Origin of the sequence: Streptomyces sp. NPDC051214, assembly GCF_040682375.1 — a bacterium.
Lineage (GTDB): Bacteria > Actinomycetota > Actinomycetes > Streptomycetales > Streptomycetaceae > Streptomyces.
The window spans coordinates 516,356-542,156 of sequence record NZ_JBFBAT010000003.1; the positions used below are offsets into that span (position 1 = coordinate 516,356).

At 71.9% G+C, this 25,801-nt stretch carries 26 protein-coding genes; 15 read left to right on the forward strand and 11 right to left on the reverse strand.

Translation table 11 applies throughout. From position 1 onward, the window contains the following. Positions 1 to 2: 2 nt before the first annotated feature. A complete protein-coding gene (gene sulP / locus AB0M70_RS10230; RefSeq protein ID WP_365818785.1) occupies positions 3 to 1,724 on the reverse strand; it encodes a sulfate permease in 1,722 nt (573 codons plus the stop codon). A 67-nt stretch (positions 1,725 to 1,791) separates the two neighbouring features. Beyond that, entirely contained in the window at positions 1,792 to 2,211 is a 420-nt protein-coding gene (locus AB0M70_RS10235; RefSeq protein ID WP_365818395.1) for a hypothetical protein, read from the reverse strand. Positions 2,212 to 2,393: 182 nt separating this feature from the next. Between AB0M70_RS10235 and AB0M70_RS10240 the strand changes: the two genes are divergently transcribed. Further along, positions 2,394 to 3,806: an MFS transporter gene (locus AB0M70_RS10240; RefSeq protein WP_365818397.1), complete on the forward strand. Its 1,413-nt coding sequence runs from the start codon at positions 2,394 to 2,396 to the stop codon at positions 3,804 to 3,806. 30 nt (positions 3,807 to 3,836) lie between these two features. Here the strand turns inward: AB0M70_RS10240 and AB0M70_RS10245 are convergent, their stop codons facing one another. From AB0M70_RS10245 to AB0M70_RS10255, 3 genes are all read right to left on the reverse strand, one after another. Further along, on the reverse strand, positions 3,837 to 4,280 hold the full coding sequence (locus tag AB0M70_RS10245) for an RDD family protein (protein ID WP_365818399.1): 444 nt from the start codon (positions 4,278 to 4,280) through the stop codon (positions 3,837 to 3,839). After that, on the reverse strand, positions 4,277 to 4,921 hold the full coding sequence (locus AB0M70_RS10250; protein ID WP_365818401.1) for a hypothetical protein: 645 nt from the start codon (positions 4,919 to 4,921) through the stop codon (positions 4,277 to 4,279). Before AB0M70_RS10250 ends, AB0M70_RS10245 begins: the two co-directional genes overlap by 4 nt. Positions 4,922 to 4,994: 73 nt before the next feature. After that, entirely contained in the window at positions 4,995 to 5,849 is an 855-nt protein-coding gene (locus tag AB0M70_RS10255) for a universal stress protein (RefSeq protein ID WP_365818403.1), read from the reverse strand. A gap of 464 nt (positions 5,850 to 6,313) precedes the next feature. Between AB0M70_RS10255 and AB0M70_RS10260 the strand changes: the two genes are divergently transcribed. From AB0M70_RS10260 to AB0M70_RS10300, 9 genes are all read left to right on the forward strand, one after another. After that, positions 6,314 to 6,838: a flavodoxin domain-containing protein gene (locus tag AB0M70_RS10260; protein WP_365818405.1), complete on the forward strand. Its 525-nt coding sequence runs from the start codon at positions 6,314 to 6,316 to the stop codon at positions 6,836 to 6,838. Positions 6,839 to 7,197: 359 nt separating this feature from the next. Next, positions 7,198 to 8,721, forward strand: coding sequence for a PHB depolymerase family esterase (locus AB0M70_RS10265; RefSeq protein WP_365818407.1), 1,524 nt, complete (start codon positions 7,198 to 7,200; stop codon positions 8,719 to 8,721). Between the two features lie 92 nt (positions 8,722 to 8,813). Next, entirely contained in the window at positions 8,814 to 10,220 is a 1,407-nt protein-coding gene (locus tag AB0M70_RS10270; RefSeq protein ID WP_365818409.1) for a 3-hydroxybutyrate oligomer hydrolase family protein, read from the forward strand. A 234-nt stretch (positions 10,221 to 10,454) separates the two neighbouring features. Beyond that, positions 10,455 to 12,023, forward strand: coding sequence for an ATP-binding protein (locus AB0M70_RS10275; RefSeq protein WP_365818787.1), 1,569 nt, complete (start codon positions 10,455 to 10,457; stop codon positions 12,021 to 12,023). Further along, a complete protein-coding gene (locus tag AB0M70_RS10280; protein ID WP_363205856.1) occupies positions 12,020 to 12,466 on the forward strand; it encodes a roadblock/LC7 domain-containing protein in 447 nt (148 codons plus the stop codon). The genes AB0M70_RS10275 and AB0M70_RS10280 overlap by 4 nt, the downstream gene beginning before the upstream one ends. Next, positions 12,463 to 12,825: a DUF742 domain-containing protein gene (locus tag AB0M70_RS10285; protein WP_363205855.1), complete on the forward strand. Its 363-nt coding sequence runs from the start codon at positions 12,463 to 12,465 to the stop codon at positions 12,823 to 12,825. Before AB0M70_RS10280 ends, AB0M70_RS10285 begins: the two co-directional genes overlap by 4 nt. Beyond that, a complete protein-coding gene (locus AB0M70_RS10290; RefSeq protein ID WP_365818412.1) occupies positions 12,803 to 13,438 on the forward strand; it encodes an ATP/GTP-binding protein in 636 nt (211 codons plus the stop codon). Before AB0M70_RS10285 ends, AB0M70_RS10290 begins: the two co-directional genes overlap by 23 nt. Continuing rightward, complete coding sequence (locus tag AB0M70_RS10295) at positions 13,435 to 14,739, forward strand: cytochrome P450 (protein WP_365818414.1); 1,305 nt, start codon at positions 13,435 to 13,437, stop codon at positions 14,737 to 14,739. Before AB0M70_RS10290 ends, AB0M70_RS10295 begins: the two co-directional genes overlap by 4 nt. 52 nt (positions 14,740 to 14,791) lie before the next feature. Beyond that, the gene (locus AB0M70_RS10300; RefSeq protein ID WP_365818416.1) at positions 14,792 to 16,060 is read left to right on the forward strand and encodes a cytochrome P450; all 1,269 of its coding nucleotides are present in this window, start codon (positions 14,792 to 14,794) and stop codon (positions 16,058 to 16,060) included. 38 nt (positions 16,061 to 16,098) lie between these two features. On the opposite strand, the gene AB0M70_RS10305 is transcribed toward AB0M70_RS10300, so the two are convergent. Together AB0M70_RS10305 and AB0M70_RS10310 are read right to left on the reverse strand one after the other, a co-directional pair. Further along, positions 16,099 to 16,494 carry an SHOCT domain-containing protein gene (locus tag AB0M70_RS10305; protein WP_365818418.1) on the reverse strand — a complete coding sequence of 132 codons (396 nt, stop codon included), beginning with the start codon at positions 16,492 to 16,494 and terminating at the stop codon, positions 16,099 to 16,101. A gap of 108 nt (positions 16,495 to 16,602) precedes the next feature. Continuing rightward, positions 16,603 to 17,154: a 2'-5' RNA ligase family protein gene (locus AB0M70_RS10310; protein WP_365818420.1), complete on the reverse strand. Its 552-nt coding sequence runs from the start codon at positions 17,152 to 17,154 to the stop codon at positions 16,603 to 16,605. An 80-nt stretch (positions 17,155 to 17,234) separates the two neighbouring features. On the opposite strand from AB0M70_RS10310, the gene AB0M70_RS10315 reads away from it, so the two are divergent. Then, positions 17,235 to 17,639, forward strand: a complete 405-nt coding sequence (locus tag AB0M70_RS10315) for a RidA family protein (RefSeq protein WP_365818422.1) — start codon at positions 17,235 to 17,237, stop codon at positions 17,637 to 17,639. Positions 17,640 to 17,659: 20 nt separating this feature from the next. Continuing rightward, complete coding sequence (locus AB0M70_RS10320; protein WP_365818424.1) at positions 17,660 to 18,223, forward strand: cysteine hydrolase; 564 nt, start codon at positions 17,660 to 17,662, stop codon at positions 18,221 to 18,223. Positions 18,224 to 18,249: 26 nt separating this feature from the next. On the opposite strand, the gene AB0M70_RS10325 is transcribed toward AB0M70_RS10320, so the two are convergent. Continuing rightward, positions 18,250 to 18,570, reverse strand: coding sequence for a cupin (locus tag AB0M70_RS10325; RefSeq protein WP_365818426.1), 321 nt, complete (start codon positions 18,568 to 18,570; stop codon positions 18,250 to 18,252). Positions 18,571 to 18,803: 233 nt separating this feature from the next. Here AB0M70_RS10325 and AB0M70_RS10330 point away from each other — a divergent pair, with 233 nt between their 5' ends. Together AB0M70_RS10330 and AB0M70_RS10335 are read left to right on the forward strand one after the other, a co-directional pair. Then, positions 18,804 to 19,784 carry an endonuclease/exonuclease/phosphatase family protein gene (locus AB0M70_RS10330; RefSeq protein ID WP_365818789.1) on the forward strand — a complete coding sequence of 327 codons (981 nt, stop codon included), beginning with the start codon at positions 18,804 to 18,806 and terminating at the stop codon, positions 19,782 to 19,784. A gap of 79 nt (positions 19,785 to 19,863) precedes the next feature. After that, positions 19,864 to 20,349, forward strand: coding sequence for a hypothetical protein (locus tag AB0M70_RS10335; RefSeq protein ID WP_365818427.1), 486 nt, complete (start codon positions 19,864 to 19,866; stop codon positions 20,347 to 20,349). 10 nt (positions 20,350 to 20,359) lie between these two features. Here AB0M70_RS10335 and AB0M70_RS10340 read toward each other — a convergent pair whose 3' ends face one another. The 3 genes from AB0M70_RS10340 to AB0M70_RS10350 all read right to left on the reverse strand — a co-directional run bounded on the left by AB0M70_RS10340 (position 20,360) and on the right by AB0M70_RS10350 (position 24,557). After that, positions 20,360 to 21,892: an aldehyde dehydrogenase family protein gene (locus AB0M70_RS10340; protein ID WP_365818429.1), complete on the reverse strand. Its 1,533-nt coding sequence runs from the start codon at positions 21,890 to 21,892 to the stop codon at positions 20,360 to 20,362. Between the two features lie 64 nt (positions 21,893 to 21,956). Further along, positions 21,957 to 23,363 (reverse strand): DUF1338 family protein, encoded by a 1,407-nt coding sequence (locus AB0M70_RS10345; RefSeq protein WP_365818431.1) that lies wholly within the window; start codon positions 23,361 to 23,363, stop codon positions 21,957 to 21,959. 63 nt (positions 23,364 to 23,426) lie between these two features. Next, complete coding sequence (locus AB0M70_RS10350) at positions 23,427 to 24,557, reverse strand: FAD-binding oxidoreductase (RefSeq protein WP_365818791.1); 1,131 nt, start codon at positions 24,555 to 24,557, stop codon at positions 23,427 to 23,429. Between the two features lie 301 nt (positions 24,558 to 24,858). On the opposite strand from AB0M70_RS10350, the gene AB0M70_RS10355 reads away from it, so the two are divergent. After that, entirely contained in the window at positions 24,859 to 25,773 is a 915-nt protein-coding gene (locus AB0M70_RS10355; RefSeq protein ID WP_365818433.1) for a LysR family transcriptional regulator, read from the forward strand. Positions 25,774 to 25,801 lie beyond the last annotated feature (28 nt).

The window sequence follows — 25,801 nt, forward strand, 5'->3', positions numbered from 1 at the left end:
CATCAGCTCCCGTCGTCGGCGGGCGGCTCTGCCGGGGCCCAGTCCGTGCCGTTCTCCGTGCGGAACGCCTCCACGGCGGCCTCCACAGTGGGGTAGAAGCGGTACGCGTGGAAGGTACGGCCCAGGCCGTAACGCTCGACCTTGCGCCGTACCGGGTCCTTCAGCTCGGCGAAGACCAGGTCCACGCCCCGCTCCCGCAGAGCCGCGTCCAGCTCCTCCAAGACGTCCGCCGCGGTGGTGTCCACGTCCGTCACCGGTTCCGCGGCGATCAGCACGCGCCGCGTGGCCGGTGCGGCCTGGGCGTACCGCAGAACCTCTTCGCGGAACGACTTGGCGTTGGCGAAGAACAGCGGGGCGTCGAAGCGGAAGATCACCAGGCCCGGCAGCCGTCGGGCGGTCGGGTGCGACCGTACGTCGTGATAGCCCTCCAGATGGGGCACGCGCCCGAGGACGGTGCTGTAGGGCCACCACGCGCGCCGGAAGACGTTCAGGATGGACAGGCCCACCGCGACCGCGATCCCCGGCAGGACACCCAGCAGCGCCACCCCGAGGAACGCCGCGATGCAGAGCCAGAACTCCGCCTTGCGCTGACGCCACAGCCGCTGGGTGCCCGCGAGGTCGGCCAGCGACAGCGAGGCCGTGATGACCACGGCGGCGAGCGCGGGCTGCGGCAGATCGCGGAAGAGCCCCGGCAGCAGCACGAGCATGAGGACGATGAGACCCGCGCCGACGAGCCCGGTGAGCTGCGTCTTGGCCCCGGCCCGCTCGGCCACCGCCGTACGGGAGCCGCTGGTGCTCACGGGGAAGCCCTGAAAGAGGCCCGCGGCCATGTTCGCCGTGCCGATCGCGATCATCTCGTCGTTGCCGCGCACCTCCTGGCCGGTACGGGCCGCGAAGGCGGACGCGTTGGAGATGGTGTCGGCCAGGGACACCAGGGCGATGCCCAGCGCACCGACGAACAGCGGGCCCAGGTCCGTCCACCCGATGTGCGGGAGCGTGAACGGGGGCAGCCCCTCGGGAAGTCTGCCGATGGTCTTCACGCCGTGCTCGTCCAGGTCGAGGACGACGGAGACGGTGATGGCCAGCACGACCATGACGAGGACGGCCGGGACCTTCGGCATCCAACGCTGCAGCAGCAGGATGACGAGGATGCAGCCGCCGCCGACCGCGAGGGCGGCCGGCTCCGTCGCCCCCTCGGCCACCCCCCGGACGAAGCCCTCCACCTCACCGACGAGTCCGTCGGCGTCGACGGAGAAGCCGAACAGCTTGGGCAACTGCCCGATGAGGATGGTCAGGGCCAGGCCGTTCATGTAGCCGATCATGGTGGGCCTGGAGATGAGGTCGGCGACGAAACCGAGCCGCGCCACCCCCGCGAGCAGCGTGATCGCGCCGACCATCAGGGCGAGCACCGAGGCGAGCGCGACCGCGCGCCCGCTGTCCCCGTCCGCGGCGAGCAGGGGCAGGACCGTCGCGGCGATCATCGGGCCGAGCGAGGAGTCGGGGCCGAGCACCAGGACGCGCGAGGGACCTGCGACGGCGTACGCGAGCAGACACAGCACCGAGGTGTAGAGACCGGTGATCGGCGGCAGGCCGGCCAGTTCGGCGTACGCCATCCCCTGTGGCACGAGCAACGTGCTCAGCACGATGCCCGCGACCACGTCCTTGAGCAACCACTCCCTGCGGTAGGTCCGCAGGGTCCTGACCCCTGGTGGCGTCCCGCGCACACGCACCGGTCCCTCACCTCTGTCCGGCGCCCTGGTGCGCCCGTCCGTCACTCATGGGCCACTCCGGTCAGTACACGCTGTCCTTCTCCACCACGCACAGGGCCCAGATGATGAAGCCGTCCATCGCGATCAACGTGATGGACCAGATGGGGTGGTAGGGGAGGGACAGGAAGCTGGCGATGATCATCAGCGAGGTGATGCCGATGCCCGTGATCCTGGCCCAGGTCGCGGCCACGAACAGGCCGAAGGCGACGACCACGGCGATGGTGCCGATGGCCATGTGGATCCAGCCCCAGCTCGTCAGGTCGAACTCGAAGGTGTAACCGGGGGTGCGCAGGAAGATGTCGTCCTCCAGGACGGCCATCAGACCCCGGCAGAAGTCCAGGGACCCGGAGAGGAACAACAGCACCCCCGCGAAGATGGTCAGCCCGGCGGCCGCCGTCTGTTTGGTGCTGGGGGGATGGTGCTGAGTCGTCGAGGCGGTCATGACAGAACCTCCGTACCGAGGGTGCCGGTTGCACCGCGTTGCCCTGAGTGTTGCCCCCGACCGGTGCCCCCGGTCGTCACCCTCCGAGGGTGACGCCGTGGGGCGGGCCGCCCACGAGGCTGGCCGACGCCGACCCGCCAACGGGAGGCACCCGTCCACGGGAGGCAACGGGAGGCGAGGCGATGACCGTGCCGTCCACCCCTGAGGGATCACATGCCCGGCAGCCAAAGCGCCCTGGGCCCCGTCAGGTCCTTGCGCCGCTGGCCCTGGCGCAGTTCGTCTGCAGCTTCGCGGGCTCGAACATGACGGTCATGATCCAGGACATCAGCGAGGACCTGGACACGACGGTGCAGGGCGTGCAGACCGCCATCACCATTTTCCTGCTGGTCATGGCGGCACTGATGATTCCGGGCGGCATCCTGACCGACCGTTACGGCCGCAAGCGGTGTCTCCTCGTCGGCCTCACCGTGTACGGCATCGGCGCACTCCTCAGTGCTTTGTCGCCCGGCCTCGGCGTCCTCATCCTGGGCAACTCGATCCTGGAGGGCGTCGGAACCGCCCTGCTCATCCCGCCCGTCTACATCCTCACCACGCTCCTGTTCACGAACGTGACCGACCGCGCCCGTGCCTTCGGGACGATCATGGCGATGGGCGGCATCGGCGCCGCCGCCGGGCCGCTGATCGGCGGGCTCATCACCTCGGCGATCAGCTGGCGAGCGGCGTTCGTCTTCCAGGCCCTGGTGGTCGCGGTGATCATCGTGCTGGCCCGCCGCATCGACGACCCGCTCCCGCCGGACCCCGAGCGTGTCTTCGACACGGGAGGAGCGGTGCTCTCGGCCACCGGTCTGGTGCTCGTCGTCATGGGCATCCTCGCCGCCGACGAGAACGGCTGGCTGATGGGCGGCCTGCTGCTGGTCGGCGTGCTGGTCCTGGTGGCCTTCTTCCTCTGGGTGCGGGCGAAGGAACGCGCCGGGTCCCAACCGCTGTTGCGCACCGGGCTGTTCCACAACCGTCCCTCCAACCTCGGCCTGATCACCCAGCACACCCAGTGGCTGATGCTCATGGGGGTGTCGTTCGTGGTGGCCGCGTACCTCCAGGTCGTCCGCGGGTACGACGCGATCAGCACCGGCGTGATCTTCAGCGCCTCCACCATGGGTCTGCTCGTGTCCTCGCTCGGCGCCGCGCGCCTGGCCAAGCGGCGCGAGCAACGCACGCTCGTGATGGCCGGGTTCGCCCTGACGGTGTGCGGCATCGGGGTGCTGCTCGCCATGTCCCGAGGAGAGCCGAGTGCCTGGCACTTCGTCCCCGGGCTGCTGCTGATCGGGCTGGGGATGGGGGTGATGCTGACGCCCTCGGTCAATGTGGTGCAGTCGGCCTTCCCCGAGGACCAGCAGGGCGAGATATCCGGGCTCTCGCGCAGCGTGTCCAACCTCGGTTCGTCGGTGGGCACCGCGATCGCGGGCACCATCCTCGTCGCGGATCCGGCCGCGGGACCGTACGCCGTGGCTCTCGTGGTCCTCGCCGTCATCGGGCTCGGCGGATTGTGGGCCGCCACCATGCTGCCCCGGAACGCGGCCCCCACCCGGCACGGGTGAGGGCCGCGTGGACCGCCTCGCGGGCGGCGGTCAGAGCCGGTCGTAGCGCACCGTGCTGGCGACCAGCAGATCCTGGACGGACGCGCGGCGTCTGCTGAGCGGCACCCAGTACAGCCCCAGCGGGAACGTCACACACAGCGCCGCACGCACCAGGGACCGGGGCAGCCCGAGCAGCGCGCCGGCGCGGTCGGTGACGCGCAGCCCCATCAGGTGGTCCCCCGCCGTGCGCCCGATGGCGGACCACGCGCAGCCGAAGTACAGGACGGCCAGGGTCCAGCCCGAGAGGCCGGTGAGCCAGCCGGGAAGGTCGGGGAACCGGAACGGCGGCCCGAGGAGCAGTAGACGCACACATCCCGCGCCCGCCTGCACCGTGAAGCCGACGGCGGCCAGGACCAGCACGTCGAGGATCGCCGCGACCCCGCGCGTGACGAGCCCGGCGTGCTCGGGCTCGGCCCCGGCCCGCTGCTCGGTCACCGCCCGCGCTCCGGTGGCGGGCCGGCGCCGTTGGCCCGCGGCGGCCCCGTACGCCCGAGCAGCCGGTCACTGAGCCGGTTGACGCCCCGGTCGCCGCGCCGGCCGAGCAGCCGCACCGCGTCGGCGGTCTCCGCGGCCATCCCGCCCCCGGTGTCGCGGACGACCCGCCCGAGATCTATCTCTGACAGCACGTCACGGGTGAGCCCCACCAGATCGACCCGCACGATCACCGCGTCGACGTCGACCCGGCCCGCGACCCGGTCGACATCGATCCGGTCGGCGATCCGGTCCGCGTCGACCCGCTCCGCGACGCGGTCGACGTCGACACGGTCGGCCACGCGATTCACGTCGATCCGGTCGGCGATGCTCTCCACGTCCACCCGGGCGGCGACCCGCCGTACGTCGACCCGGTCCGCGACGCTGTTCACGTCGACCCGTGCGGCGATCCGCCCCACGTCGATCCGGTCGGCGATCCGGTTCACGTCGACGCGGGACACGAGGGCGTCCAGGTCGATGCGGTCGAGCACCACGCCCGCCAGCACGCGGACGACCGTGCCCGCCGCCTCGTCCACGAGTCCCAGCACACTCCGTGCCCGCCGGGTGACGAAGGCCAGCGGGCCCCATGCGTCTTCTTCAGCCATCCGGTGATCGCAGCGGTAATCGGCGGCCCTGACATCCTCCGCCGCGGGTGAGTCACCCGCGGCGGAAGATCCCTCAGTAGTGCGGCACGACGACGACCGGGCATTTGGCGTGGTGGATCGCCGCGTGCGCGGACCGTCCCAGGTGCGGCCCGACGGGGACACGGCGGCCGATGACCAGCAGGCAGGCCGTCGAGGCCGCCTTGACCAAGTGGTGGCCCGCCAGGCCGTGCACGAGCCGTTCGGTGACCTGCGTCCGGGGGAACTTCTGCCGCCAGGGCGCGAGTTCGGCCGCCAGCTGCTGCACCTTCTCCGGCATGGGGTCGATGGCGTCGGCCGAGGGGACCAGGGGGGCGGTCCAGACGTGCACGACGTGCAGCGGTACCCGGCGGGAGGCCGCCGCGTCGAAGGCGTACTCCAGGAGTTCGTCGCCGGGGCGGGCCAGGTCGATGCCGAGCACGACCGGATGCTCCGCGTCGCCCAGCGGACCCTGGTAGGTGTTCTCGGTGTGGTGCCGCGCTCCCACCAGAGCGGTGGGGCAGGAGGCGCGAGCCGCGACGGACTGCGCGACCGAACCGACCAGCGCCCCGGTGATCGCGCCCGCGCCGTGCGAGCCGACCACGAGCAGCGCCGAGGAACTGGCCGCCGCGAGAAGCGCGCCCACCGGTGACCCGGTGACCTGCTCGTCGAGGATCCGCAGGGTGGGATGGGTGTGGGACAGATGCTGCACGGCGCGGCCGAGTGCGCCGCGCTCACGGTCGTAGGGGGCGTCGATCTCCGGCAGGCGGCTGCGCTCGGGCGGCGGGGCACTGGCGTGCAGGAGGTGGAGGGGCAGGTCACGGCGCAGGGCTTCGTGGGCGGCCCAGCCGGCGGCGCCCAGGCTCCCGGGTGAGCCGTCGACGCCGGCGGTGATGGTCTGCTGCAGGGTCATGGTGCGCACCTCCGCGTTGCGGTCGGGGCGTGCCGGGAGCGGGTGTCGGCCAGGGGCCGGCGGACGGCAGTGGCGCGGACGGCGTGGTGGCAGTGCCGTCGTGGGGCAGACGCCAATTTCCCGGGCGGGACGGAGCCAAACGTGGCCGACGGGCCGCGAGGCGCACTCGCCCCCATGCCACCAGCTCCGGCGCGCCCCCGGCGGTCCCACATCACCGCATCGTCGTACTGCCGCGTCACGGCTTGGCCGTACGGCCTCCCATGGCCACGTCGACTTCCGGTCGGTGCGGAGGACCACTGTGGCCGGTAGACGCCTGTTCGACGTTCTGGACCGGATCTATGGTGACGGAAGCCCCAGACCTCGGCGTTCTACCTTTCTGTGCTGTTTTCAACTGACAGTGGGAGAGCCTGGATGTCACGTCTCGGAAAGCGGACGGCCGCGGACGGCAGCAGAGGAGCCGCGGCATGAACATCCTGGTCGGCTACACCGGGGTGCACGGCTCCACCCACGGCATCGCGGAACGCCTCTCGACCCGGCTCGCGGAGTGCGGGCACATCACGGTCATCGTGCCGCTGGCGGCGGAGCAGAAGACCGGAGGCTACGACGCGTTCGTGCTGGGCAGCGCGGTGCACAACGGCGCCTGGCTCCCGCAGGCCACCGACTTCATCCGCAGCCATCCCAGCACCTTGGCCACGCATCCCACGTGGCTCTACAGCGTCGGCGTGCCGCCCCACGCGGGCCGGTGGCCAGGGCGTCGCCGCGCCGAGCCCAGGCAACTGCCGGGCATCCGCTCGCTCATCCGGCCCTGGGAGCACCAGATGTTGGCGGGGGCCGTCTACCGCGACCACGTGCCCCGGTGGCGGCATCTGGCCTTCCGGACACGCGGCGGACGGTACGGCGACCACCGGGACTGGAAGGCGGTCGACAACTGGGCGGAGCGCATCCACCGCGGGCTCGCCCTGGCCGACCGCTCCGACACGGGCCTGTGACGCCGCGGGCCACGACCGGTGGAGGCGGCTCCCGTCCGCCCGCTCCCGACGTGCGCACGGACTCTGCCCTGGGCGGGACACGCAGCTTGCTGGAGGCGGTGCTGCGCGAACTGAACCAGGGCCTGCACAGCCATCAGGTCAGGGCGACACCCGTAACACGGAAGCGGCCGGGACGGCAACAGGGCTGACACCAGCGGAAGTTGACGCCCTTGTGGCGTCCGCCGCCATTCTGCCCCGGTCACGGTGGCTCCTACGGTTGCCCGCACCCCAGCGTCCAGGACCGCAGCAGACGGCGTGGACGAACCCTGGGGTCGCGTGATCCGCCCCGGAGACCGCGCAGCCCTCCGTCGGGAGCCGCCATGCCGTCGTACGAGAGACGCCTCACCCCGCAGCCGTTCGCAGGGCACCCTCCCCGCGCGACACCGAGGGCGAGGGGGAGGTGGCGCCGGGCCCTGGGACGCGTGACCGCGGTGGTAAGCCTGGTCGTGACCGCGGCGGTGATCGCGCCCGCACCCTCGGCGCAGGCGGCCGTCGCCCTGGAGAAGGTCGGCAACTTCGGCGCCAACCCCGGCAGCCTGAACATGTACGTGTACCGTCCTGCGGCCCTGGCGGCGGACCCCGCCGTGGTGGTGGCCCTGCACGGCTGCAGCCAGAGCGCGCAGCTCTACGCCGACAACGCGGGCCTGACGAAGTTCGCGGACCAGCACGGCTTCCTGCTCGTCTTCCCCGAGCAGACGTCCGCCAACAACAGCAGCAAGTGCTTCAACTGGTTCCAGAGCGGGGACACGCGACGCGGCCAGGGCGAGGCCGCCTCGATCCGCCAGATGGTCACCCATGCCGCATCCGCGTACGGCGCCGACCCCCAACGGACCTACGCCACCGGCCTTTCCGCAGGCGGAGCCATGACGTCGGTGATACTCGCCGCCTACCCCGACGTGTTCAAGGCCGGCGCCGTCGTCGCGGGCCTCCCGTACGGCTGCGCCGACGACGTGCTGTCCGCGTACAACTGCATGAACCCGGGCGTCGACCGGACCCCCTCCGCCTGGGCCGGAGCCGTGCGCGACGCAAACCCCGGCTACACCGGCCCCTGGCCGAGGGTGGCGATCTGGCACGGGGACAACGACCCCACCGTCGCCAAGAAGAACGCCGACGAACTGCGTGACCAGTGGACGGCCGTCCACGGCCTTGACCAGAGCCCCGACCGCACCTCCACCATCGGCCCCAACTCGACCCGCCGGGAGCAGTACCTCGGGGTGGACGGGACCGTCGCCGTGGAGGTCGACCGGGTGCCCTCCATCGGCCACGGCACCCCGGTCGACCCGGGGGCGGGCGCGACGCAGTGCGGGGCGACCGGGACGGCCCATTTCATCGACTGCATCTGCTCCAGTCACTGGATCACCGGCTTCTTCGGCCTGGACGGCTCCGCCCCCGACCCCGGCGGACTGCCCGCCCCGGCCGGTCTGGCCGCGACCGGCGCGACCGACACGTCCGTCACCCTGAACTGGAACCGCGTCCCCGACGCCGCCTCCTACGCCGTGTACCGGGACGGCACCCGGGTCGCCACACCGGCCGGCCCTCCGTTCACGGACACCGGCCTCAGCCCCGGCGGCAGCCACACCTACAGCGTGGCAGCCCGCGCCGCGGACGGCACGGAAGGGGCGCGGTCCTCCCAAATCAACGCCTCCACCACGGGCGCCGCGGCCAAGTGCTGGACCGCGAACAACTATCAGCAGGTCCAGGCCGGACGCGCCACCACCAGCGGCGGCTACACCTACGCCAAGGGCTCGAACCAGAACATGGGCCTCTACAACCTCGCCGTCACGCACACCCTGAAGGAGTCGCCGACCGGCTACTTCGTCATCGCCGACGGCACCTGCCCCTGACACCACCGCAGCTCCCCGCAGCCGCCGTAAGCCTGCACGCCCACCGGAGGAAACTCGTGCCCGCCGTAGATCCGCCCAGACGCATGCCTCGCATGCCCCGCATGTTCCGCGGCGCCCTTGCCCTGACGGCGCTGCTCGTCACGCTCGCCGCGGTCCCGGCCGCCGCCGGACCACCCGAAGCAACCGGGGGCGGCCCAGGGCACTGCGCGTCGGCGGCGAAGCTGAAGGTGCCGGGCGCCGAGCGTCAGAAGACCTCCTGCCTGGCCGAGTTGACCACCGCGGGAACCGTCTCCTCGGGTCACACCGACCCGGCGGACTACGCGGGGCTGACCCCCGCCGCGCTCCCGGCACCGCGCGGTGTGCCCGGCATCCAGATCGACGGCTACTTCCCCGACAGCTCGACGACCAACACCAACCACGGCTGGCAGCACGACGCGCAGTTCGTCATCCGCCTGCCCGACCGCTGGAACGGCGGCCTGGTCGTCGCCGGCACACCCGGCGTCCGTGAGCAGTACGCCAACGACCGGGCGATCGGCGACTGGGTGCTTTCCCGGGGCTACGCCTTCGCCTCGACCGACAAGGGCAACACCGGCGCCGCCTTCCACCGGGACGGTGCCCGGCCGGGCGACGCGATCGCCGAATGGAACGAGCGCGTCACCCAACTCACCCGCGCGGCGAAGAAGGTGGTCGTGCAGCGGTATCACCGGCCCGCCGCGCGCACGCTGGCCACCGGCATGTCGAACGGCGGGTATCTGGTGCGCTGGCAGTTGGAGAACCACCCCGAGCTCTACGACGGGGGAGTGGACTGGGAAGGCACGCTGTGGCGGGCCAAGGGGCCGAACCTGCTCGACTTCCTGCCGCCCGCGCTGCGCGCCTATCCGACGTACGCGGCAGGTGGCGAGGGAGCGGACAAGGCCCACCAGGAGATGGTCGCGGCCGGGTTCCCGGCCGGTTCGGAGTTCCTGTGGCCCTATCACCATCAGGTCTACTGGGACGTGACGCAGCGGATCTACCGCGAGGAGCTCGACCCGGGATACGACGGCGCGACCGAGGCCGGAACTCCCTTCTGCGCACCGGGAACACCGGCGTGCGACGCCGACTACACCTACGCGTTCCGGCCACGGGAAGTCCACGCGGCCGTGCGGAAGATCGCCTTGACCGGACGCATCGGCAAACCGCTGATCACCGTGCACGGCACTCTCGACGTCCAGTTGCCCATCACCAAGGACTCGGACGTCTACGCGAAGATGGTGCGCGACGCCGGCCGCGGTGGCCTGTTCCGCTACTACCGCATCGAGGACGGCACGCACGTCGATTCGCTCGTCGACACCTACCCCGACCGACTGCGGCCCCTGGTGCCCTGCCACCGCTCCGCCTTCGAGGCGATGGAGGCCTGGACCGGTGGCGGCGAGCAGCCCCCGGCCAGCCGCACCGTCCCGCGCCCGGACACCGCCGACCCGGCGGCCCTGCTCGCCCAATGCCCCCTTGCCAAGCGGTAAATCCGGCCGGGCCCCGGCGTGAACCCGTGCGCCGGAAGCCCGGCTTCCTCAACGGCCAGCCAAAAAACGCCGAGTTGACCTAAGATCGCCTCGCTCCCCATTCGTAAGGGAGTTCGGTGCGTTCGGGGAGGGTTCGTTCGTCGTGGTGAAGGTGTGCACGATCGCCGGGGCAAGTAAGCCGTGGTGAGCCGACTCAAGCGCGGGTCCGTGGGCCGCGAGGCCGTGGTCTGGCTGATGGCCGTGATCCTCGCGATCACCGGCGCGGTGCTCGCCGCACTGGACGCCGCGGCGCAGTGGCGGCAGGTCCTGGCCGGCGGCTGCGCCGCCGTCGCGGTGCTGCTGCTGGCCTGGGTCCTGGTGCTCGTCCGGCAGTTGTCCGCCGAGCGGGCCGACCGGGCCCGCCAGGAACGGCTCGCCGCGGCCCGGGAGGCCGAGGTCGCGCACCTCGCCGGCGTACGGCTCCCGGCGATCGCGGAGCGTGTGCGCGCCGGGCAGCGACTGGAGGGCGTGCCGGGGCCGTTGGCGGCGCCGACGGAGACCGGCGAGGAGTTCTCGCGGGCCCTGTCTGCCGTCGCCGTGGCCCTCGGGTCGGACGAGGCGGTGCGCCGCGAGCGCGGCCTGCGCGACTCCGTGCAGGCCGCCTTCGAGTCCGTCGCCCGCACCATGCACGCGATGGCCACCGTGCAGCAGCAGGTCCTCGACCGGGTCGAGCGCTCCATCGACGACCCGCATCTGATGGGCGAGGTGATGAAGGCCGACCACGCGGCGGCGCAGATGACCCGTAAGGCCCAGACGCTCCTCGTGATGTGCGGGATCTGGCCCGCCCGTCGGGAGACACGGCCGGTCTCGCTCTACGACTGCGTACGCGGCGCCCAGTCGCGGATCGTGGAGTACAGCCGGATCGAGGTGCACGGCGGCCAGACGCTGTACGCCGTGCCGCCCGCGGTCGAAGGGCTGATGCACGCCATCGCCGAACTCCTGGAGAACGCCACGGTGTTCTCGCCCTCGCGCTCCCAAGTCGTCGTCACCATCCGCGAGGTGGGAGCCGGCGCGGTCCTGGAGATCGACGACGCCGGCCTTGGGATGCCCCCGGACGTCCTGCACCGGGCGATGGGCCAGCTCCGCGACGACCAGGACCTGGCACGGCTCGGCGCGGTGCCGCGCCTGGGGCTGGCCTGCGTGGGCCGCTGGAGCCGTGAACTCGGCTTCAACGTGGAACTGAGCGGGGCGTCGGCCTACGGCGGCACGCGTGCGGTGACGTTCGTGCCGTTCCGCCTGCTGACCGAGCCGCCTTCGCAGCTCACGGGGTCGCATCGCCTCGGCGGCCAGACGTCGCAGCAGCCCGCCGAGCCCGAGCCCGCCCCGATACCCGTACGGCAGCCGACGGCCCCCGGCGGGCCGTCCGCCGAGTTCGCCGAGGCCCAGCACGCGCGGCACGCCCAGCACGCCCGGCAAGAGCCGCACGAACAGCACGACCCCGCCGAGCACGCGGAGTTGCCCTTCCGGAGCGCACCGGCCGCACCTCCCGAGCGCGAGACGCCGGCCGGCCTGCCCAAGCGCCGCAACCGCCGCCAGGCGGCCACGGGCGCTCACCGCCTGCCGGTCCCGGAGCACCACCAGGCACCTCCGGCTCCACCCGCGACCCCCTGGACGCCCGAGGCGGCACGCGCGTCGATCGCCAGCGTGGTCTCCGGATCGCTGCGTGGCCGCGCGGCCCTCGACGCGGACCAGCCGGAATCGCGCGAGGCACACCCCCCGACCCAACCCCCCACCCCTGACGAGCAAGACGGAGGCCGGCAGTGACCGGAATCATCACCCCCCTTCCCGACCTGGGCTGGATGCTCCGCCCGCTGATCGAGATCCCCGGGGTCCGGCACAGCGTGGTGGTGTCCGAGGACGGACTGCGGCTCGGACACGCGTCCGCCGAGAACCTCTCGGGCCCGGTGTCCGAGCTGAGCGTCGCCGAAGCCGAGTCCCTCTCCGCCGCCTGCGCGGCGATGACCATGACGGGCCGGTCCACGACCTCGCTGCTCTTCGGCTCCGGAGCGGGCGTACGGCAGTTGATGCTGGAGTCCGACCACGGGTTCGTGCTGTTCACCCACGCCGGCGTCGGCGCGCACCTGGGGGTCGCCACCGATCTGCAGGCGGATGTCGGCCTGGTGGCCCAGCAGATGCAGCTGCTCGTGGTGAAGATCGGCTCGCACCTGAGCAGCCAGCCGCGGGATCCGGCCACCGCCGCGTCATGACGGACCCCCGGCCGGAGGAGCCGACGGCCTCGGCGATCCGCCCGTACGTGATCACTCGCGGGCGGGCGGCCGCCGACACCGAGGCGCTGGCCTGGGAGTCCCTGGTGATGGCGACGGACGCGGCGTTCCCCGCGTCGCTCCAGCCCGAGCACCAGACCATCCTGGCGCACTGCCAGGGGCTCCTCTCGGTGGCCGAGGTGGCCGCCCACATCGGCCAGCCTCCCTCGGTCGTCCAGGCGTTGCTCTGCGATCTCCTCGAATGGGGGCTCATCGTGACCCGCCCGCCGGTGCCCCCGGCCGAATACACCGATGTGACCATGCTCAGAAAGGTCCTCCATGGTCTCGAAAGCCGCCTCTGACGCGCCGTCCCCCGCGCCCGGAGCCCCGCGACCGACCGGGTCAGGGAAGTACCTCACCTCCAGCGTCGCGGGCGCCGCCAAGATCCTGGTCGTCGGACCGCTCGGGGTCGGCAAGACCACCCTGATCGGCACCGTCTCGGAGATCAAACCCCTGTCCACCGAGGCCGTCATGACCCAGGCGGGCGCCCGTGTGGACACTGTCGTGGCCGGCGGCAAGACGACCACGACCGTGGCCCTGGACTTCGGCCGGATGACCATCGACGGTGAGCTGGTGCTCTACCTGTTCGGCACCCCCGGCCAGCAGCGCTTCCTGCCCGCGTGGCGGGACCTGGCCAAGGGCGCGCTCGGCGCTCTGGCCCTGGTGGACACGCGTGACCTGGAGGCGTCCTTCGACGCCCTGGGCAACCTGGAGGACCTCGGACTGCCCTTCGCGGTGGCCGTCAACATCTTCCCCGGCAGCCCTCAGCACAGCGTCGACGACCTGCGCTCCGCCCTCGACCTGCTCCCCGGCACCCCCGTGGTGACCTGCGACGCACGCGACCCCGCGTCCTCGGTCCGGGCGCTGATCGCCCTCGTCAAGCACCTCATCCACCTCGCCACGGAGACCCCATGACCTCGCCCCACGCCGCGGCCGGGCTGCCGCCGACCCGCTGCCCGGTCGCCGGAGCCCCGGCACCGGCCACCGCGCTCTACGGACCGCACCTCGACGGCGACGCCATGTCCGCCCTCTACGAGCAACTGCGCGGCGCCCACGGGCCGGTGGCACCCGTGACCATCGCCCCCGGCGTGGATGCCTGGCTCGTCATCGGCCACCGCGAACTACTCCAACTGACACGCGACGAGCAGGACTTCTCGCACGATCCGCGCCGCTGGAGCCTGCTGCGCGAAGGCCGGGTCCCCGCCGACTCACCGATCCTGCCCATGGTCGGCTGGCGTCCCGCCCTGCTGTTCGCCGACGGACAGCAGCACCGCAGGATGCGCGCCGCCGTCTCCGCCGCGCTCGCCGGGATCAACGGCCACGAACTGCGCCGCACGGTACGGGCCGAGGCCGAGCAGGTGATCGTGTCGTTCGCGGAGCGCAGCGAGGCCGACCTGGTCGCCGACTACGCCCGCAAGCTCCCGATGCGCGTCATCACCGCACTGCTCGGCGTGGACGACACGACCGGGCGGCAACTGGTGGAGGCCGTCGCCGGAACGGTCGCCGCCACCAGCGCCTCCGCCGACGCCAGCAAGCGCATGGGCGCGATCCTCCTCCAGCTGATCGAGGAGAAGCGGCGCCGCCGCGGCAACGACATCACATCCGCCCTGCTGCACCACCCGGCCCAGCTCACCGACGAAGAGGTCCTGCACAACCTCGTCGTCATGTTCGTCGCGGGCAACCAGACCACCGTCAACTGGATCGCCACCACCCTGCGCATCCTGCTCTGCGACCCGCAGTTCCGCTCCTCGCTCACCGGCGGCCACCTCAGCGTGGACGACGCGCTCGACCTGGTCCTGTGGCGCTTCCCGCCCACGCAGAACTTCCCCGCCCGCTACGCCACCCGCGACATGACCTTCGGCGGGCAGTCCATCCGCACCGGCGACATGCTCATCCTCGGCCTGGCCGGCGCCAACGCCGACCCGCAGATCCTGCCCGACGACGGCACCCCGGTCGTGGGCAACCGCTCACACCTGGCCTTCGGCGCGGGCCCGCACATCTGCCCCGCCCAGGACCCGGCCCGGCTCATCACCCGTACCGCCGTGGACACGATCCGCCACCGGCTGCCCGACCTCGAACTGGCCATCCCGCAGGCCGACCTGGAGTGGATCAAGTCACCCTGGAGCAAGGGACTCGCCGCGCTGCCGGTCCGCTTCACCGCCCCGGTCCTTTCGCAGCACCCCGCCCCGTCGCCGGAGCCGCACGCCGTGCTCTGACCGGACACACCGCAAACCCCGCAGCAGCCCGCCCCTGGACCAGGAGAGCCCGTTGAACACGTCACCGGTGAACACCGACGCCGCAGCAAGCCAGCCGCACCGCTTCGACCCCTCCGGCGGCTGCCCGCACGCGGACAACGCCCGGCTGCTCGCACGCGGCGCCGTCGCACCGGTGGTCCTGCCCGGTGACGTACAGGGCATGGCGGTCCTCGGCCACGACGCGCTCAAGGAATTCCTCGCGCATCCCGATGTCGCCAAGAACGCCGCGCACTTCGCCGCGCTGCAGGCCGGGGAGATACCCGACGGCTGGCCGCTGAAGACCTTCGCGACGGTGCAGGGCATGACCACCGCCGACGGCACCGACCACCGCAGGCTGCGCTCCCTGATGGGCAAGGCGTTCACCGCCCGCAGGGTGGCGGAACTGCAGCCGCGGATCACGGCCCTGACGACCGAGCTGCTCGACGGCCTGGCGCGGGCCGCCGCCGAGGGTGACGGCGTGGCGGACCTGCGCAAGCACTTCGCGCTGCCCCTGCCGATGGGCGTCATCTGCGAACTCCTGGGCGTGGACGCCGAGTACCACGACCGCCTGCACCACCTGTCGAACCAGATCGTCGCCACCGACATCGGCCCCCAAGAGGCGATGGCGGCCAACAAGGAAATGGTGGAGGTGCTCGGCGCGGTCGCCGCGGCACGCGCCGCGAACCCGGGCGACGACCTGACCACCGCCCTGATCGCGGCCCGCGAGGAGAACGGCGACCGGCTCAGCCCGCACGAACTGCTCGGCACCCTGATGCTCACCATCATCGCCGGGCACGAGACCACACTGAACCTGATCACCAACGCCGTACGAGCCCTGTGCACCCACCCTGAGCAGCTCGCCCTCGCCAAGGCCGGCAAGGTGAGCTGGGCGGACGTGGTGGAGGAGACCCTGCGCTGGGACAGCCCCGTCAGCTACTTCCCCTTCCGGTACCCGACCCGGGACCTCACCCTCGACGGCACCGTCATCCCCCAGGGCACCCCCGTGCTGGCCGGCTACTCCGCCGCGGGCCGCGACAAGCAGGCACACGGCCCCGACGCCGACCGCTTCGACATCACCCGCGACAACACCGCCACCCGCCACCTGTCCCTCGGCCACGGCGCGCACTTCTGCATGGGCGCCCCGCTGGCCCGCATGGAGGCCACCATCGCCCTGGAGCAGCTCTTCGGCCGCTTCCCCGACCTCGACCTGGCCGTCCCGGAGCCCGAACTGCCCCGGCACGCCTCCTTCGTGGGCAACAGCGTGCAGAAGCTTCCCGTGCGCGTGGGCGGCCGACAGGCGTAGCGCCGGTCAGCCGCTCATGCCACCGCTCATCCCACCGCTCAGGCCAGGACCTTCCCCTTGGCCTTCTCGTACTCCTCGGTGGTGATGTCGCCGTTCTTCCTCAGCTCGGCGAGCCGCGCCAGTTCGTCGACGTGACCGCCGCCCGGTTCCGGGCCGGCCGCCTTGCGTACGTAGGCGCGGAACGCCTGCTCCTGTTCCTTGGCCTGGGCCACATCCCGATCGGTCATGCTGCGGCCGCGCGCGATGAGGTACACGAGGACGCCGAGGAACGGGAGGACAAGGACGAAGATGAGCCAGCCCGCCTTCCACCAGCCGCTGAGCGTGTGGTCGCGGAACAGGTCGGTGATCACCTTGAACAGCAGGAAGAACCACATGATCCACAGGAAGAGGTAGAGCATCGTCAGGAACAGATTCAGCAGCGGGTAGTCGTCCATGGCGGGTGCCCCTTTCACGGAGTCCACGAGGTCGCGGAATCAATCCCGGTGCATCAGGCATATCCCTCAAAACGAGCGACCGCATCTCGGGCGGCCGGGGCCCCGCGGTCAGGGGCCGAGGCGGTACTCGGCGCGGTCCCGCCAGCGTAGGCCGTCGAAGCCGATGAGGTGTACCTCCTGGACGCGGCAAGTCAGCGGTAGCAGGGGCTCCAGTTCGGCCTGCAAGGCGTCGTAGGCGGCGTCCTGGGTCGCGGGGCCCTCGTCGTTGGCGACCGTCAGGTGCGGGGCGAGCGGCGGGTCGAATATCCCCCGGTAGGGCACGGCTTGCGGCCAGCGCCCGGTGAGGTCCTTGGCCAGGGCCGTGACCGGGGCGTGCGGCCACGGGTCGAGGTAGAGCACACCGGGATAGCGGGCGAACTCGGCGAAGGCCAGGGTGAAGGGATCGTGCCGGGCGAAGAGAGCGGAGAGATCGCGTCGGGCGGGGGCGTCGAGGCGGCTCTCGTGCACGAAGGGGTAGAGCACCGTCACATGGGCCGGGACCCCCGCCCGGACCAGCGGGTCGGCCTCGGGAACCTTGATCGTGAGGGCGGTGTCACCCGGTGCGTCCGGCCACCCGTCCCCGGCGGGCTCCCGCTCGGCGCTCTCTTCCTCGGCATTCATCACGCGCAATGATCGCACCGGGCGCGGATTTGCCTGCGCTCCGTCGGAATGGGCGGGCCCCGACCGGAGTTCGATCAGACATGACGACAGATCAGCGCACCATCACCAACCCGGACACGCTCCACGACCCGACGCCGTTCGGCTACAGCCACGCCGTGTCGGCGCCCGGCGAACTGGTCTTCATCGGCGGCCAGTACGCCTCCGACGCCACCGGCGCCCCGGTGCCCGGCGACTTCGCCACGCAGGTGGACCTGGCCTTCGACAGGCTGCTGTCGGCCCTGGAGGGGGTCGGCCTCGGATACGAGCACGTGGTCCGGCTCGGCACCTTCATCGTCGCCCACGACCTGGAAAAGCTGGAGATCCTGGGCAAGGCACTGCACGCCCGCTTCGGCGACCGGCTCCCCGCGCAGACGCTGAGCGGTGTGGCCTCGCTCGCGCTGCCGGGCATGCTGTTCGAGGTCGACGCGGTGGCGGCGCGGCCGTGAGAGCGGAGGGGACATCGAGCATGACGAACAGCGCACTCCTCGTGATGGACGTCCAGCGCGAGATCGTGGACCTCGCCGACGACGGCTCGGGGTATCTGCCGCGGGTGCGCAGGGCGATCGACGGCGCCCGCGCGGCGGACATCCCCGTGATCTACGTGGCCATCGCGTTACGGCCGGGCCCTGCGGGCGTCAGTTACCGGAACAAGGCGCTGACCGCCGTGGTGCGGGCGGGCCTGCACGCCGAAGGGGGGCCCGGCGCCGAGATCCACCCCGACATCGCGCCGCAGCCGGGCGACACCGTGATCACCAAGCGGCGCGGGAGTGCGTTCTCGGGCAGCGACCTGGAGCTGGTGCTCAGGGCACGCGACATCGATCACCTCGTGCTCACCGGCATCGCCACCAGCGGAGTGGTGCTGCACACCGCCTGTCACGCCAATGACCACGACCTCGGGCTCACCGTCCTGTCGGACGCCTGCCTCGACCTGGACCCCGAGGTGCACGACGTCCTGATCGGCAAGCTCTTCCCGCAGTGGGCGGAGGTCGTCACGGTCGAGGAGTGGCTCAAAGGCCCGGAAGCGCGGTAGCGCGTCAGCCCCTGGGAGCCGGCTGCTCAGACCTCCGTGACGGCCGTCAGCACGACGGCCGAGTCGTCCAGCGCGGTCAGGCCGTGGCGCTCGTGCGGGATGGGCGCGAACTCACCCTCGCCCAGTTCGAGGGTGTCGCTTCCCGTGGTGAGTCCGACTCGGCCGCGCAGGACGAACAGGGTCGCGGCCGTGGGCGTCTCGTGCTCGCTCAGCTCGGTGCCGGTGGTGAGCACGATCAGGCTCTGCCGCAGGGGACCGTCGTGCAGGAGCAGCTCCGCGCTGCGCCCGTGTGCGGCGGTGCGTGCCTTCTCGAGGTGCTCGCCGACGAGGGCGTAGAGGTCGGCCACTTCAGATCCCTTCGACGGGGCGCGTGCGCACCCGCGGTACGGACATGCGTCCCCCAGTGTTCCCCTTGCCCGCGTGGGCCGCATCCGGCGGCCGGAACCTGATCACCCGATGGTGGCGTCCTACCGGCCACGCGACGCTCACGGCCGGGGAGCGGGGGAGACGGGAGCGCCGAGTGGAGCGAGTGGACGGCGGGGCGGGGCCGCAAACGCGGAGCGCGCGCCCGTGGCAAAGGCTGGGGCGCGGTGACTGGCTGCGGTGGGGAGAGGCCGCGACCGGCCGGTCGCCCTGGGCGCGCGGCCGGATTCTCGCCGCGTCGGCCGCCCTGACCGCCGCCGTGCTGGTCTTCCACTCCGCGGTGCCCAACACCGTCGGGCGCATCGGCAGCCTCCTGGAGACGTTCCTGCCGTGGCTCGGCCTGGCGGTTCCCCTGCTGCTCGTCCTGGCCCTGCTGCGCCGCTCCGCCCTGGCGCTGGTCGCCCTGATCCTGCCCGTGGCCGCGTGGGGGTTCCTCTTCGGCGGGCGCGCGGCTGGAGGGGGCGGCGGCGGAGGTGCCCACGACATCAGGGCCGTCCAGCACAACGTCAGCGACGTGAACGCCGACCCCGCGGGCACCGCACGCGCCCTGAGCGAGTCCGGGCCGGACCTGATCGCCCTGGAGGAGGTGACACCGGCCGCGCTGCCTGTGTACGAGAGGGAACTGGCGCCGGAGTATCCGCACCGGGCCGTGCGGGGCACGGTCGGACTCTGGTCGAAGCATCCGCTGACGGACATCAGGGCGGTGGACATCAGGCCGCAGGACGTCGGAAAGGGCTGGAACCGCGGGGTGCGGGCGACGGCGCGTACGCCGTGGGGCGCTGTCGCGGTGTACGTCGCCCACCTGCCCTCGGTGCGCGTGCAGTGGAGCGGCTTCAGTTCCGGGCGCCGGGACGAGAGCGCGGGCCTGCTGGGCGCGGCGCTGGCCGCCGAGAAGCTGGAGAAGATGATCCTGCTGGGCGACCTCAACGGCACGGTGGACGACCGCGGCCTCGACCCGGTCCTCACGCGCCTGGACTCGGCGGGCCGGGACTTCGCCTTCAGCTGGCCGGCCTCCTTCCCCGTCTCCCGGATCGACCACGTCATGACCCGCTCGGCGACGGTCACCCGCGTCCGGACACTGCCCGCCACGGACAGCGACCACCTCCCGGTCTCCGCCGACGTCACGTTCGCTCCCTGACCAGGGGGTTCCGACGCTTCGGCCCGACCCCTGCGATGACAGGATGCGGCTATATGCAGTCCATGGAGGGGGCGTTGGGATGGGATACGACCTGCAAGCGGCGATCGGTGGCGAAGCGCTGCGCGCGGCGGCACGGGATCTGCCGGCAGCGCGGTTGGCTCCGATCGGTCAGGGCCTGTCGCTCCTGCCGATGACCGAGGCTCTGCTCGACTCCGTCGCGGACGGCGACGGCGACGGCGACGGCGGTGACGATGGCGTACTGGGTTTCTGGCGGCTGTCGGACAGATTCGCGAAGACTCTCGCCGACTGGTCGACTGCCGGACCGGTGGCCTATGTGGAGGCCGAGTACTTCGGCGGCGTGGGCGAGCAGACTGCCGTGGTCTGGGACGGCGGCACCCTCACCCTCGGCTCTCTCCACGAGCCGGAGAACACCCCCTCCCCACCCGCGGGCAGCCCCATCTCCCAGGCGCTGCGACGGCTGGGCGCGGTGGCGGCCGGCGGCGAGGACGAGTTCACCGCCGTGGAGCTCGGCCGCCACCGAAGCATCGAGGGATGGCTCACCTGAAAGCCTGCGGTCAAAGGAAGCTGACGTTCTGGGCCAGAGCCAGGTGGCCGGAGTAGTTGATGGTGTTGGTGGCCGGCCGCATGTACGCCCGCCAGGCGTCGGAGCCTGACTCGCGGCCGCCGCCCGTCTCCTTCTCGCCGCCGAACGCACCACCGATCTCGGCGCCGGACGTACCGATGTTGACGTTGGCGATTCCGCAGTCCGAGCCCTCGCTGGACAGGAAGAGCTCGGCCTCCTGCTGGTCGCGGGTGAAGATGCTGGAGGACAGCCCCTGCGGGACGTCGTTGTGCAGCGCGATGGCCTCCTCCAGGGTGTCGTACGTGAGCACGTACAGGATGGGCGCGAAGGTCTCCTGGCGTACGACGTCGGTCTGTTCGTCGACGCGGACGAGAACCGGCTCCGCGTAAGCGGCCGACGGCGCCGCGTCCGCCAGTCGCCTGTTGCCGCCGGCGAGGACCTTGCCTCCTTGCGCCTGTACGCGGGTGAGCGCATTCCGCATGCCGTCGAGGGCGGCGGGGGAGATGAGCGGGCCGACGAGGGTGCTCTCGTCGAACGGGTCACCGACGGGGAGTTTGGTGTACGCGGCCGTCAGGCGCGCGACGAGGGTGTCGGCGATGTCGCGGTGGACGATGAGACGGCGCAGCGTGGTGCACCGCTGGCCCGCCGTGCCCGCCGCCGCGAAGACGATGCCGCGCACCGCCAGATCGAGATCGGCCGACGGCGCCACCACCGCGGCGTTGTTGCCGCCGAGTTCCAGCAGGCTGCGCCCGAACCGTGCCGCCACGCGCGGGCCGACCTCGCGGCCCATGCGCGTGGACCCGGTGGCGCTGACGAGCGCGACGCGCGGGTCGTCGACGAGCCGCTCGCCCACCGCGCGGTCACCGAGCAGAAGACGGTGCACATCGGCCGGGGCGCCGGTCTCCTCCGCGGCCCGCGCAAGGAGCCGGTCGCAGGCCAGTGAGATCAGCGGGGTCAGCTCGGAGGGCTTCCAGACGACGGTGTCGCCGCAGGCCAACGCCACCGCGGTGTTCCACGACCAGACCGCGGCGGGGAAGTTGAAGGCGGAGATCACTCCGACCACGCCCAGCGGATGCCAGGTCTCGGCGAGCCGGTGGCCGGGCCGTTCGGAGGCGATGGTGCGGCCGTAGAGCTGGCGCGAGAGACCGACCGCGAAGTCACAGATGTCGATCATCTCCTGGACCTCGCCCAGCGCCTCGGAGCGGATCTTGCCCGCCTCGATCGTGATCAGGTCGGCCAGATCGCTCTTGTGGTCGCGCAGCAACTCGCCCAGACGGTGCACGAGTTCACCTCGGCGCGGGGCCGGTGTGGTGCGCCAGACGAGGAACGCCTCGCGCGCGGCGGCGACGGCATCCTCCGCATCGGCGGCGGTCGACACGGCCAGGCCGAAGAGATCCTCGCCGGTGATGGGCGTACGCGCCTGGAAGTCGCCGCCCTCCGGGACGTTCACGCCGATGCGCCGCAAACTCGCGTGGGCACGGGTACGCAGGTCGTCGGTGGTGGGCAGGGCGATGGTCCCGGTCATGACGCTCCCTGGGTGAGGTGTGCGGGTGGAGGGGTGAGGGCGGAGGGGGTGAGGGTGAAGCGGTTCAGTGGCGCGGGTCGTCGATGTCCTCGATGTCGAGGCCCAGTTCGCGGCCTGCCCGGTCGATCGAGAGGCTCCGCTGCCGCGCGTACAGGGCGTACGGGTCCAGAACCTCGCGGCCGATGGCACCCGATAGCCAGTCGCTGTCGTACGCGGCGCCTTGCTGCCCGCTGTTCCGGGAGCCCTCGCCGCTGAGGTTGGACTGGAAGATGCCCGCGGCGGAACGCGGCAGGAAGTCCTCGTAGACGACGGGCTCGGCCCGCACCCAGCCCCGGCGCTCCAACTCGACGATGCTGGTGGGAGGTTGTGTGCCGTTGCGCGGACGGTCGGGCGCGGCGTGGTAGGTGAAGTAGGCCAGCCCCTGTGCGGCGAGCTCCCGCTCGGTGGCCGGCACGTGCGTGGTCCACAGGGCGCGGGCCACTTCGGTGCGGTCGGCTGCCGGGTGGCGGGCCGTCTCGTCGTCGACCAGCGTGAGCAGGCGGTCGTAGAGCGCACGGCCCGCCGGGGTGAGGGCGATGCCGCGGGCCTCGACCTCGCCGAACCGCACCCGCAGGGCCCCGCTGATGACGCTGCCGTCGGGCAGGCGCAGGGCACGCGGTTCGGCGAGGGCACGGAAGGACGTCTGGCGCAGCAGCAGGTCGGGCCCCTTCCAGCCGGGCGGGCCCTGGATCGCGTCGATCATCTCGATCCCGCGGCCGGTCATCCGCCGGTACAGCTCGTCGATGTCCAGGACGCGCGGGGTGAGGTGGTTGATGTGGGTGGAGCGGACACCCCCGATGTCCGCGGCGACCGCCGACACCCTCTCCAGCTCCTCGTACCAGGCTCGGTCGATCGGCTCGGCCGACAACTCGAAGGCGCGGACGGCGAGATGCAGGAAACGCCCGGCGTCCGCCTCGGGCAGTTCGCGCTCCGCCTCGGCTCGGTCGGCCAGGGCGAGCAGCTCCGGCGGGAAAAGCTCGCGACCGGCAAGGAAGGTCTCGAGGCGGGAGCGCAGGCCGGCGTCGAAGAAGCGCGGGTCCGCGGTCGTGAGCAGCGAGGTGAAGACCCGGAAGGGATTTCGCGCCAGCTCATCGGCGTCCACTGGGCGAAAGGCCGTCGACACGACCGGCACCGCGCTCGCCGCCGCCTCCCGCAGGTCGTAGAAACCCACGGGACGCATGCCGAGAGCGCCGAACACCCGGGCCACGTCGCGCAGTTCGGCGGGAGTGCCCACGCGGATGGCGCCGTGCCGCTCCGCGGTGACCCGGCCGATGGAACCGAGCCGTTCGGCATCGGCGCCCTGCGCGCGTAAAGTGTCCTCGTTCACCTCGCGTGAGACGTCCACGAGCGTGTTGTACGCCGGGACTTCCCGCCCGTACATCTCCGAGAGCCGCGCGGCGAAGGCGGCCCGCAACTGCCACTGGCTGATCATGGAAGGTCTGCCTTTCGGACTGTTCGGGTGCGGATACGGGTGGAGGTACGACAGGGTCGCGGCTCACACGACATGTGCCTCGGGGCGCGGCGCGGACCCGGCCCGGAAGCGGTCGGCGCTCATCGGTGCGATGCCGACGCATGGCTCACGCCCCAGGTGCAGGTCGCGCACGATCTCGCCGACCGCCGGCGCCTGGAGGAAGCCGTGCCCGGAGAACCCGGTGGCGTAGAGGAAGTTGGGGATGTCGCCGGAGCGCCCGATCAGGGCGTTGTGGTCGGGCGTGACCTCATAGAGGCCCGCCCAGCCGCCGACGGTCGGCGTGGTGGCGAGGGCGGGGGCGCGACGGCGTACGACGTCGCGGAACAGGTCGAGCCACTCCGGGGTCCAGGTGGTGTCGAAGCCGTCGGGCTGGCGTGGGTCCGCGAGGCCGAGGAGCAGGCTTTCGTCGCTGTTGTGGAAGTACGCCGACGACGTGAAGTCGATGGTGAAGGGGATGCGTGGGGCCGGCGGGGACAGCCGTTCGGTGAAGGCGAGTTGCCGGCGGACGGGCCGCACCGGCAGGTCCACGCCGACCATGGCGCCGATCTGCTCGGACCACGCGCCCGCGGCGCAGATCACGGTGGAGCAGGCGACACGGCCGTGGTCGGTGTGCACGGCACTGACGCGGTCGCCGATGGTGTCCATGCCGGTGACGCGCGTGTGCGTGGCGAAGCGGACACCCGCGCGGGCCGCCGCCTCGGCGTAACCGTGCACGACCAGGCCGGGTCGGGCGTGACCGTCGGTGGGCGAGTGCACGGCGGCCACCAGGCCCTCGGTGCTCAGATACGGGCACAGACGCTGGGCCTCGTCGGCGCCGATCATGCGGCTCGGCACGCCCAGACTGTTCTGCAGCCGCACGCTCTCGGTGAACTCCGTGACCTGCCGCTCGTCGGTGAGCAGGAAGAGATAGCCCACGGTGTCCAGACGGATGTCCGCACCGGGCCGGTGCGAGAAATCCTGATAGGCGCGCAAACTCCGTCGGCCGAGCTCGATGTTGAGCGGGTCGGAGAAGTGGGCGCGCACGCCGCCGATGGGTTTGCCGGAACTGCCACAGGCGAGGTCGCCGCGTTCGACGACAAGGATGTCCCGCACACCCGCCTCGGCGAGATGGAAGGCGATGGAAGCGCCCATCACGCCCCCGCCGACGATCACCACGTCGGCGGCTGGCGGAAGGGCGAGTAAGGCCGGAGCGGTAGAGGGACGCGGTACGGAGGACGGACGCGGTGAGCGGGACACGTGAGGCCGATCCTTTCCAGAGGCCGGTGCCCGGAAGAAATGATGCGAGGGGGACGTCAGTTCACGGGCATGGCATGGCCGTCAGGTACGTGTGCGCACAAGCTCAGGGGCGTGCGGGGAGCCGATCAGCCGGCTGCCCGCCATCGTGACGCAACCCCACCGTTGACGTCCATGAACAGTTCCTGCTCCTGATCTTTGACGGTCTCTATACGGTCGCCTCATGGACTGGACGAGTTCCCAGCTGCGCTCCCTGGTCGAGCTGACCCGGCGCGGCACCATCACCGCCGTCGCGCACGCCCTTGGCTACACCCCGGGCGGCGTCTCCCAGCAGATCGCCGCGCTGGAGAGAGCCGCGGGCACGCCGCTGCTGCGCCGGGCGGGCCGCCGGGTGGAGCTGACCGATGCCGGGATCACGCTGGCCCGGCACGCCGAGCGGATCCTGGCCGCGGAGGCCGAAGCCGTCGAGGAGCTGGAGCGCGGCAACGGCGTGGTCCGCGGCACGCTGCTGGTCGGCCTGTTCGCCACGGCCGCGGCCGAGATCCTGCCGCCCGCCTTGCGCCAGGTGCACGCGGCCCACCCTGAACTCTCCGTGCACAGCCGTGACATGGACGTGGACGAGGTGTACGACGCAGTCGCCTCGGGAGGCGTCGACCTGGCGCTCGGCCTGGACTACCCGGACGTGCCCATCCCGCGCGACGCCGCCCTGCACGTGACCCGGCTCTACGGCGAGCGCTTCGCCCTCGCGGTGCCCACCGGCTGGATGGGCGGGCGAGAGCGTGCCGCCCTCGTCGACACCCGGGACCTGGCGTGGATCCTGCCGTCGGCCGACAGCTACTACGGCAGAGCGATCCGCACGGCGTGCCGCCGCGCGGGCCTCGAACCCGACGTGCGGCACGAGGTGACCGACACCGCGGCGACCCTGGCGCTCGTCGAGGCGGGCATCGGCGTGAGCACGGTGACCGAGCTGATGCTCGGCCTGCGCGCCTCGCGCTTCGACGTGGTGCGGCTGCGCGAGCGGATCGAGCGGCACATCGTCGTGGTGTGCCGCACCTCCGCCGAACGGCGCCCGGCGGTGGCCGCCCTGGTCGAGGTGTTGCGGACGGTGGCCGACCAGCGGCGCGGGCCACACGCGTAGGGCCTGCGCCCCGGGCGTGCGCCCGCTC